This is a genomic window from Microcoleus sp. AT8-B5 (assembly GCF_036705565.1).
Classification (GTDB): domain Bacteria; phylum Cyanobacteriota; class Cyanobacteriia; order Cyanobacteriales; family Microcoleaceae; genus Microcoleus.
Map to the genome: position 1 here is coordinate 65,688 of NZ_JAUBUY010000033.1, position 9,206 is coordinate 74,893.

Annotated in this window: 7 protein-coding genes; 5 read left to right on the forward strand and 2 right to left on the reverse strand. The window is 48.2% G+C overall.

Going from position 1 to position 9,206, the window contains the following annotated elements; translation table 11 throughout:
• Positions 1 to 885: 885 nt before the first annotated feature.
• The 4 genes from murC to QUB39_RS20890 all read left to right on the forward strand — a co-directional run bounded on the left by murC (position 886) and on the right by QUB39_RS20890 (position 5,080).
• On the forward strand, positions 886 to 2,442 hold the full coding sequence (gene murC / locus QUB39_RS20875) for a UDP-N-acetylmuramate--L-alanine ligase (protein WP_333057142.1): 1,557 nt from the start codon (positions 886 to 888) through the stop codon (positions 2,440 to 2,442).
• A gap of 150 nt (positions 2,443 to 2,592) precedes the next feature.
• A complete protein-coding gene (murB, locus tag QUB39_RS20880) occupies positions 2,593 to 3,549 on the forward strand; it encodes a UDP-N-acetylmuramate dehydrogenase (protein ID WP_333057143.1) in 957 nt (318 codons plus the stop codon).
• 412 nt (positions 3,550 to 3,961) lie between these two features.
• Positions 3,962 to 4,312, forward strand: a complete 351-nt coding sequence (locus QUB39_RS20885) for a YbaB/EbfC family nucleoid-associated protein (protein WP_006634273.1) — start codon at positions 3,962 to 3,964, stop codon at positions 4,310 to 4,312.
• A gap of 279 nt (positions 4,313 to 4,591) precedes the next feature.
• Positions 4,592 to 5,080, forward strand: coding sequence for a low molecular weight protein-tyrosine-phosphatase (locus tag QUB39_RS20890; protein ID WP_333208657.1), 489 nt, complete (start codon positions 4,592 to 4,594; stop codon positions 5,078 to 5,080).
• A 10-nt stretch (positions 5,081 to 5,090) separates the two neighbouring features.
• Here the strand turns inward: QUB39_RS20890 and QUB39_RS20895 are convergent, their stop codons facing one another.
• Positions 5,091 to 5,831 carry a response regulator transcription factor gene (locus QUB39_RS20895; RefSeq protein ID WP_333057147.1) on the reverse strand — a complete coding sequence of 247 codons (741 nt, stop codon included), beginning with the start codon at positions 5,829 to 5,831 and terminating at the stop codon, positions 5,091 to 5,093.
• Between the two features lie 63 nt (positions 5,832 to 5,894).
• Positions 5,895 to 7,487: a glucose-6-phosphate isomerase gene (locus QUB39_RS20900; RefSeq protein WP_333208656.1), complete on the reverse strand. Its 1,593-nt coding sequence runs from the start codon at positions 7,485 to 7,487 to the stop codon at positions 5,895 to 5,897.
• Positions 7,488 to 7,950: 463 nt separating this feature from the next.
• On the opposite strand from QUB39_RS20900, the gene dusB reads away from it, so the two are divergent.
• On the forward strand, positions 7,951 to 8,964 hold the full coding sequence (gene dusB, locus QUB39_RS20905) for a tRNA dihydrouridine synthase DusB (RefSeq protein WP_333057150.1): 1,014 nt from the start codon (positions 7,951 to 7,953) through the stop codon (positions 8,962 to 8,964).
• Positions 8,965 to 9,206: the final 242 nt, after the last annotated feature.

A 9,206-nucleotide genomic window follows, 5' to 3' on the forward strand; every position in this document is an offset into this window, starting at 1 on the left:
GAAAACCCTCGCTTTACATCGGCGACAAACCCCTAGACGACCCTAGTTTCGACGATCGTCCTGGACGCTGAAACCGGTTTTTTCAACCCCCTTAATTCGTCCAAACCTTCAATAAGACTTAAAAAACCCGCTTCTGAGCGTCGGAGTGGTTTCGGGACTGGATGATTAACCTTGCCAATATTAATCCCAACTTGTTTCTCGTTTTGCGATCGACCGCCTGAGCATTCGTTTGTGGGCTACCGAAAAAGTTTTGACGGTAGATATACTTAGCGCACTGGTAAAAATTTTAAGGACTGCCAAGAGCGTCGATCGGCTTCTCGATCAAAACCAATGATTTGGTTTGATCTATGGCTTTGCGACTATTTCGACAAACTGCATAACTTGTATATATACAATAAAGTCAGAATATATACTATAGCTGCGATCGTGTCAATCTCTCACTTTCAAGAAAAAATGACCGTAGGAGTAGATAAATGACTACAAAATGAGCGAAATTTTGTTGTTCGTGGTAGTGTTTGTAAATCCTTATGGGTTTTACCCTCAATCTTGGTAGAAAGGTTGTGGGGCTTTTGCTGCCGTATCCCAGCACAGCAGGCGGATAGAAATAGAAAGAATGCAGGAGTATGCAACCACCCAAAATTAGTCTATTGGCCCCGACCCCAGACCCCGTTTTCTGTTACCTGCAATTTTCGAGCTGTGACTGTTCCGGAAAACTACTCGGTACTAAGTCATATAGGATACAAGACAAACATCTCTACAAGTCCCTCAAATCTAGGGACACGCAGAGAATTTTGTACAAAATCTCTAGCGAACTGTATCCTGAAAAAACAATTCTTGATATGATATCGCGTGTTATTGGCGTGGTGTGGTGTGTGAGGAGCAAAGATGCCGAGTTCTGTTGATTTTAGCGGTAGACCATTTCATTTCATCGGCATTGGTGGGATTGGGATGTCAGCCCTTGCCTACATTCTAGCTAAACGCAAGTTGCCTGTGTACGGCTCGGACATTAAATCGAGTCACATAACCGAGCGCTTGCAAGGAATGGGAGCTCATATTTTTTGGAGTCAAGACGCCAGCAATTTTGAATTATTTGAAACGGCCCTTAACGGTAGCAGTCCCGACTGCGGGCAACAGGAAAGAGCAGTATCCTCGATAGTCGCGGGTACGGTAGGAACTTCTGTCGCGACAGCCGAAGCTGTCCAATTTAACGGCAACGGTTCAAGCGCCCAAGCAATTCCGGGATTGCCTCAAGTAGTATGTTCGACGGCTATTCACCCAGCCAATGCCGAATATCGAGCTGCTTTAGATTTGGGCTGTCCGATTTTTCATCGATCGGATGTGTTGGCAGCGTTAATTCAAGATTACCAAAGCATAGCCGTAGCCGGGACTCACGGCAAAACTACTACTAGCAGCTTAATCGGCTTCATGCTGATGGCTGCGGGTCTAGACCCGACGATCGTAGTAGGAGGCGAGGTAAATGCTTGGGAAGGCAATGCCCGTTTGGGGGAAGGCCCCTACTTAGTGGCCGAGGCTGATGAATCCGACGGTTCTCTCGTTAAGCTAGTAGCCAAAATTGGCATAGTAACGAACGTGGAACTGGATCATCCAGACCATTACGATACCCTTGACCAGGTAATAGACACATTTAAGGTGTTTGCCCAAAACTGTCAAACCTTGGTGGGCTGCATTGACGACCAAATCGTCAAAGATTCCCTTCAGCCTAATGTCAGTTATAGCTTGCAGCCGGACAGCGGTGCTGACTACACGGCATCGGGCGTGGAGTACGGGGCCGAAAGTACCAAGGCCCGAATTTGGGAGCGAGGAGCTTTCCTGGGGGAAATGGAGTTGAAGTTGCTGGGTACACACAATCTCAGCAATGCACTAGCTGCGGTAGCAGTAGGCCGATTGTTGGGGTTAGAGTTTTCGGCGATTGCCAAAGCGATTGCTGGCTTTGAAGGAGCTCGTCGCCGTTTTGAGGTGCGGGGTTTTCACAATGACATCCTGTTTGTGGACGACTACGCTCACCATCCTAGCGAAATTCGTGTCACCTTGGCGGCCGCTCGCTTGCGTATCGAAGGTAGCGAAAAAAATCCCAAATCCCGAAGAGTGGTTGCAATTTTTCAACCCCACCGTTACAGCCGGACTCTGACATTTTTGCCAGAATTTGCTCAATCTTTTGGGGATGCTGATTTGGTTGTGGCTTGCGATATTTATAGTGCTGGGGAACCAAATTTAGGAGAGATTAGCGGGCAGCAGGTTGCTGATTTGATTGCTAAAGAAGGCCGAGAGGTTGAGTTTGCGCCTTCCCTAGAGTCAGTCACTCAGTTTTTAACCCAAAATCTGCAACCGGGGGATTTGGCTCTGTTTTTGGGCGCTGGTAATCTGAATCAGATTATTCCAGAGGTTATGGCTTTTTATCAAGAAGCCGATCGCCCCGATTAGCTCGCGAACAGAGTAGAGTCGATCGACATTATGGCGTTGCACTTTGTGTCGAAACTTCTGTCGGACGGCTCGCTCAAAGGGGCGACATAAGTTAGCTAAATGGATTTTCAACCCTGTCTTCGAGCGAAGGTATTTTTAAGGATTTTCAAGATGGTGACTATCTCGAATGACTCCTCTGTTAAGGACAATCGGCGAGTGTATTCTCCTATTTCTTTGCGGGGAACTGATTGCAAGATTAACTCCCAAGTTTCGCTGGCGGGCCTGACTTCCTTCCGAGTCGGTGGCCCCGCCGAGTGGTACGTTGCTCCCCGCAGTATGGAGGCTTTGCAAGCGAGTTTTGCCTGGGCACACGATGAAGGGGTGCCGGTGACTCTGCTGGGTGCGGGTTCTAATTTGTTGGTGAGCGATCGGGGTTTGTCCGGTTTGGTCGTCGGCACTCGCTACCTCAAACAGGTGAATTTTAACCCAGAAACAGGTCAAGTTACGGCGGGGGCGGGGGAGTCAATTCCCCGCCTTGCTTGGTTGGCGGCTAAACGGGGCTGGAAAGGTCTAGAATGGGCAGTCGGCATACCGGGTACGGTGGGAGGGGCTGTGGTGATGAATGCAGGCGCTCACAGAGGCTGTACTGCTGATATTCTAGTCAATGCTCGCGTCCTATCCCCCGGTGGTAAGGTGGAAATTCTGACTCCCCAAGAGTTGGAGTACCGCTACCGGACTTCGGTGCTGCAAGGGGGCGATCGGCTAGTAACAGAAGCGACTTTTCAGTTACAGCCGGGATTCGACCGATCGCAAGTAATGGCAGAAACTAATGACCATTTCAGCCAGCGGCGGACAACTCAACCTTACCACTTACCGAGCTGTGGCTCAGTCTTCCGTAACCCTGGCCCCAAGACGGCAGGTTGGTTCATCGAACAAGCGGGACTGAAGGGATATCAGATCGGCGGTGCACAAGTAGCTCAGCGCCATGCTAATTTTATTCTTAACTGCGGGTCGGCAACGGCCAATGATATTTTTCAAGTGATCCGCCACGTTCAACAGCAAGTCGAGCAGCGGTGGTCGCTGTTGTTGGAGCCAGAAGTTAGAATACTGGGAGAGTTTCCCTTCTAAGGCATCATTGAAGTAATACGGAAACGGCAGACTGCCAGCCCACACACCATCACAAAGTAGTTGTCAAGAACCTCAGCCCTGACGGCATGAGGCTTGAAAGAGAAATCTAACAAGCCATCTTGACCCGCCTAAGTCTTAACTGACTACGTTTTTTGAGTCACGACACCGGGCGAATGCGAAGCTAGTTCCCTGCTCTGTCGCTAGTAGTTAAACAGTTCTCAGGTAACAGGAACAGTGCTCCTAGCCCGCGCAAGCTCAGAAAACATTGGCAAAGCTAACTTTACCCCAGAAATGGGAGATTGAGGACAACCATATCCTCACGGGGGGCAACTACCCCCCTACCCCGCAAGGGGATTAAAATTAAATGTAAAGCCGTCCTGTAAGGACGGGGTTTCAGACCAGAGGAATTTTGATGACAAAATCAGGACAAGGATTTGGCTTCGGCCTGGGCAAAATGAAAGAACTGACTGAAGCTTTCAAAAAAGCTCAGCAGGTTCAAGAAGGAGCTAAAAAGCTCCAAGAAGAGTTGGATGTCATGGAAATTGAGGGAACTGCCGGCGGTGGCTTGGTCAAGGTTTTTCTCAGCGGCAACCAAGAACCCCGCCGCGTGGAAATCTCACCGGATGCCCTCGGTGAAGGTGCTGATGTGGTTTCTGAACTCGTCACGGTGGCGATGCAGGATGCTTACGCTAAGTCTACGATGACGATGCGGGAGAAAATGGAAGAACTCACCGGTGGACTAAATCTCCCCGGTTTCGGTTAGTCATTAGTCATCAGTCAATTGTTGACTGATTAAACTTTCTGGAAAACCGCTACAGTAAGGTGCGTCGCTGCTCCATGTTTGATGGAACTTGCAGATTGACTCTGAAAGCGACGCACCCTACAAATTAGCGATGGTAAGGTGCGTCGCGGCTCCATGTTTGATGGAACAACTTGCAGATTGACTCTGAAAGCGACGCACCCTACAAATTAGCTACAAATTAGCACTGTTGACGGTTGACTGACTAATAACTAATAACTCATAACTAATCACTACTAACTAATGACTAAATTATTATTTGTCTGCCTCGGAAATATCTGCCGATCGCCCTCAGCAGAAAATATTATGAATCACTTAATCGAACAAGCTGGTTTGAGCGATCGCATCACCTGCGATTCGGCTGGAACTGCTAGCTATCACATTGGCAGCCCCCCTGACAGGCGGATGGCATTGGCGGCGAAGAAGCGAGACATTGAATTGCTAGGCGAAGCCCGCCAATTTACCAGGAAAGATTTTGAAAATTTTGATTTGATTCTGGCTATGGATCGGGACAATTATCGCAATATTCTTGCCTTGGATGCGGCTGGAAAGTATAAAGATAAAGTGCGACTGATGTGCGATTTTTGCCAGAAATACGACCTTAAAGAAGTGCCAGATCCTTACTACGGTGGCCCGGAGGGATTCGATCGAGTAATTGATTTGCTGCACGATGCTGCCGAGGGTTTGTTGGAGTACGTTATCAATCAGGAAAAATTAACAATTACCAATTAACAGTTACCAATTACCAATTACCGACTAAATGGTGTTCCATCGCAAAGCGAACGAGTTCTGCACGGTTGTTGCTGTCAGTTTTTCTGAACAAGCTGCTGACGTGCTTTTCGACAGTTCGAGGGCTGAGGTGGAGTGTGGAGCCTATTTGAATATTAGAAAGACCTTCTGTCAGCAAATCTAGCACTTGTCGCTCTCGCTGAGTCAAAGTCGGAGCATTTTGGCTGGGAGATGCCCGTGAAGCGGAGCTATCTCGTAGGGAATCGCCTGTGTTTGACTTTTGAGTTAAAAAATCTGCTTCTGGCTTGTCATTGGCTCTGCTGCGTGCCTCTGTTGGCATTGGTTCGGGTTCCGGGGAACGAGAGGGGGCCTGAGCGATTAGAGCGTAGCGATCGAGCAAAGAGCGAATTACCGCCCCCAATTCTTGGAGTTCAAAAGGCTTAGCCAGATAATTGTCACACCCCATCTGATAGCCGCGAATCCGTTCCTCCGTGCTCGTGCGTTCGGTCAAAAAAATCACCGGCAGCAAGCGGAAAGCGGGACGAGTCCGAACTCGCCGTACAAATTCGTAGCCATCCATTTCGGGCATTGTAATGTCGGTAACAATCAAGTGGGGCCCAAATTCATCTACCAAGCCTAAAGCTTCTTTGCCGTTCTCAGCAGCGATTACAGAGTATCCGGTAATTTCTAGATAATCGGTAATCGACAAGCGAGTCGCGAAATCGTCGTCAGCAACCAGAATCGTTAATGGCATGGGGGAATTAAAAATTAAACATTAAAAGTGAAATTAGTCACTTTTAATGTTTAATTCTACTGTTTAATTCTCTTGATAGCTTGCAGTTAAAGTAGCCGGTTGTCCTAATTTGCCCTCCAAAGCTACGCCGCGCCCGTTGGCTGCCAAATGTCGCAGAGTTTTATAAATTGTCTCGATTTGCTCTGGCTTTCCTGCTTTTTTGGCTATTTCTGAGACAGACAGAGGTTTTTGGGCGTCTTTGAGCACTTGCAGTACCCGTTGCTGCAAGTCCAATACAGCAGCGGCCGCTTTTTTGCCGGCTTCGACGCCCGGTTGGTGATAGGCATTGACATTCACCAAGGAACCGTAAAAACCTACTGCTCTTTCGTAGAGGGCGATTAATGCTCCTACTGTCTCCGGGTTGACTTGGGGAATTGTGACAGTAATGGAATCTCGGTGATTTTCGTACAAAGCTTGTCGAGTTCCCTGCAACAAACCCGACAAATAATCTCCTGAAGTGACGCCGGTTTCTACTTCTGGGGAAATGCCTTGCCTGTCTTGCAAAACTTCGATAAATGTTAGGAAGAAATTCGGCACGCCGTCTCGCAGTTGCTGGACGTAGGCGTGTTGGTCTGTGGTGCCTTTGTTGCCGTAAACTGCGATTCCTTGATGAACTGTGTTGCCGTCTAAATCTTCCTGTTTGCCGATCGATTCCATGACTAATTGCTGCAAGTAGCGGCTGAACAATAGCAGTGAATCTTTATACGGCAAAACTACCATATCTTTTTCGCCACGTCCGTTGCCAGCAAAATACCAGGACATTGCTAACAAGGCGGCGGGATTATGTTTGATTTCGGTGGTTCTGGTAGCTTCGTCCATGACTTTAGCGCCGTCGAGCATCGCCCGAATGTCGATGCCTTGCAAAGCTGCGGGCAAAAGTCCGACTGCTGACAATTCGGAAGTGCGTCCTCCCACCCAATCTGCCATTGGAAAAGTGGTAATCCAGCCTTCGGATTTGGCTAATTTGTCGAGTTGGCTGTCAACTCCGGTGATGGCAATTGCTTGTTTGGCAAAATCGAGTTTTTCGGCTGCGAAGACTTTTTGAACTTCGATCATCCCGTTGCGCGGTTCGGGGGTGCCGCCGGATTTGGAGATAGTAATTACTAGGGTGCTGGCGAGTTTGTCTTTGATTTTGTTGAGGACTCGATCGATCCCAGCCGGATCTGTGTTGTCGATAAAATGTATTGCTAGGGGCGGAATGTCTGGGGATAAAGCTTCGGCGACAAATTGGGGGCCGAGGGCCGAGCCGCCGATGCCGATCGAAATTATGTCGGTAAATTGCGGAGCAAAGGGCGGTTTAATATCGCGGTTTTGAACTTTCTTGACAAATGCTTCGACTTGTGATATTCCTTCGACTATTTCTTGTTTTAATTCTGGAGTGGGAGCTAAATCGGGGTTTCGCAGCCAGTAGTGGCCCACCATGCGGTGTTCGTCGGGATTGGCGATCGCACCTGCTTCTAAAGCTGCCATGTCTTTGAAAGCTTTGTCAAATTTGGGCTTCAGTGCTGCTGCGAAAGCGTCGTCGAATCCCATGCGGCTGATATCGAGGTAAAGTCCCAATCCCTCGTGATAGTAAAGCCAGTCTTGATAGCGTTGCCAGAGTGCTGCGGCGTCCATAGGAATTCTCTACAATTTTTTTAATGTTCGATCGGCGTCGTCAGGAATCAACCAATTGTAGTTTAAAACGATCTGATGTACGGCTTTTGCAGAATCCCAATAAATTTAAGCATTAATCGTCTGAAGGCAGCCGGAGCCGAAGGCAGTCAGAGCATTCGGCAGAATTAAACAATAAAAATATGACTTGGGCAACAGTCTTAGTAGGTAGATATCTCATTAATGGTCACACCCCATAGATAGATGGAAGCGGCACAGAAATTTAACTGTGGTCGGCGTTGGCGTTTGAGTCATGGTTTCACAATGTTCAAATTCGGGCGATCGGGTTCTGTAAAATAGGTATTGCGGTCAGGTTAAATATACTTTTAGCTGTCACTCAATAATCGGCTAAAAATATAATTAACAACTGTCAACTATCGGAAGTGTAGTATAATATACAGATATTAGAATTAAAGTGCGATCGACTATGCTTGCTCTATCTCCCGAATTAAAAGAAAGGTTAGCAACTCCGCTCAAAATCGGCGATTTTGAAGTTAAAAGCCGCGTCTTGCAATCGCCATTATCCGGCGTTACCGATTTGGTATTTCGCCGCCTGGTGCGCCGCTACGCGCCGGATTCGATGATGTACACGGAAATGGTGAACGCTACGGGTTTGCACTACGTGAAGCAACTGCCGAGAATTATGGAAGTTGACCCGAACGAGCGCCCGATTAGCATTCAATTGTTTGACTGCCGGCCGGATTTCTTGGCAGAAGCGGCCCAGAAAGCAGTGGCAGAAGGAGCGGATACTGTTGATATTAATATGGGCTGTCCGGTTAACAAAATTACTAAAAACGGCGGCGGTTCTTCCCTGCTGCGAGATCCGGAAACAGCCGAGGCAATTGTGCGGGCAGTTGTGGAAGCGGTAGATGTTCCTGTCACGGTTAAAACTAGGATTGGTTGGACTGACAAAGAAATTAATATTTTGGAATTTGCGAAGCGGATGGAAGATGCGGGTGCAAAAATGATTACCGTGCACGGCCGCACTCGATCGCAAGGTTACACCGGCCCGGCAAAATGGGAGTGGATTCGCCGAGTGAAAGAAGTTTTATCGATTCCAGTTATTGCTAACGGGGATATTTTTTCAGTGGAAGCAGCGATGCGATGTCTGGAAGAAACCGGCGCCGATGGAGTGATGTGTTCGCGGGGAACTTTGGGCTATCCTTTTTTGGTGGGAGAAGTTGATTATTTCTTGAAAACTGGTGTGGAAAAGATACCTCCGACACCAATTGAACGCCTCGAATGTGCTAAGGAACATTTGCGGGCTTTGTGGGAATATAAAGGTGAAAGCGGTGTCTGCCAAGCGCGCAAGCACTTAACCTGGTATGCTAAGGGTTTCCCCGGCGCTGGGGAATTGCGGGGCGTGTTGGCTGTGGTAGAAACGGTTGAACAAGGTTGCGATTCGATCGATCGCGCGATCGATCAATTGCCCGCAAGTTGAAATAAACTTAGATATTGCACCATTTTTAATAAGCCTTTCACGGGCGGGCAGGATGCCCAACCCCTACTCCCCACACTAAAATCTAATCTTTGTGGAACAGGCATCTTGCCTGTTCTTGAAAATGGTGCAAGCTGAAATAAACAAAACCCACCTCTGCGGGCTAAGATTTAACTAATGCGAATGGGAAGTCCCGCGCTCTACCGAAGGTGAGCGTCGGGATGAAAATGAGTCAGAAAATAAAT

Coding starts and splice junctions, on each gene's coding strand:
- murC (WP_333057142.1), top strand. CDS start 886: ATGCCGAGTTCTGTTGATTTTAGCGGTAGACCATTTCATTTCATCGGC.
- murB (WP_333057143.1), top strand. CDS start 2,593: ATGGTGACTATCTCGAATGACTCCTCTGTTAAGGACAATCGGCGAGTG.
- QUB39_RS20885 (WP_006634273.1), top strand. CDS start 3,962: ATGACAAAATCAGGACAAGGATTTGGCTTCGGCCTGGGCAAAATGAAA.
- QUB39_RS20890 (WP_333208657.1), top strand. CDS start 4,592: ATGACTAAATTATTATTTGTCTGCCTCGGAAATATCTGCCGATCGCCC.
- QUB39_RS20895 (WP_333057147.1), bottom strand. CDS start 5,831: ATGCCATTAACGATTCTGGTTGCTGACGACGATTTCGCGACTCGCTTG.
- QUB39_RS20900 (WP_333208656.1), bottom strand. CDS start 7,487: ATGGACGCCGCAGCACTCTGGCAACGCTATCAAGACTGGCTTTACTAT.
- dusB (WP_333057150.1), top strand. CDS start 7,951: ATGCTTGCTCTATCTCCCGAATTAAAAGAAAGGTTAGCAACTCCGCTC.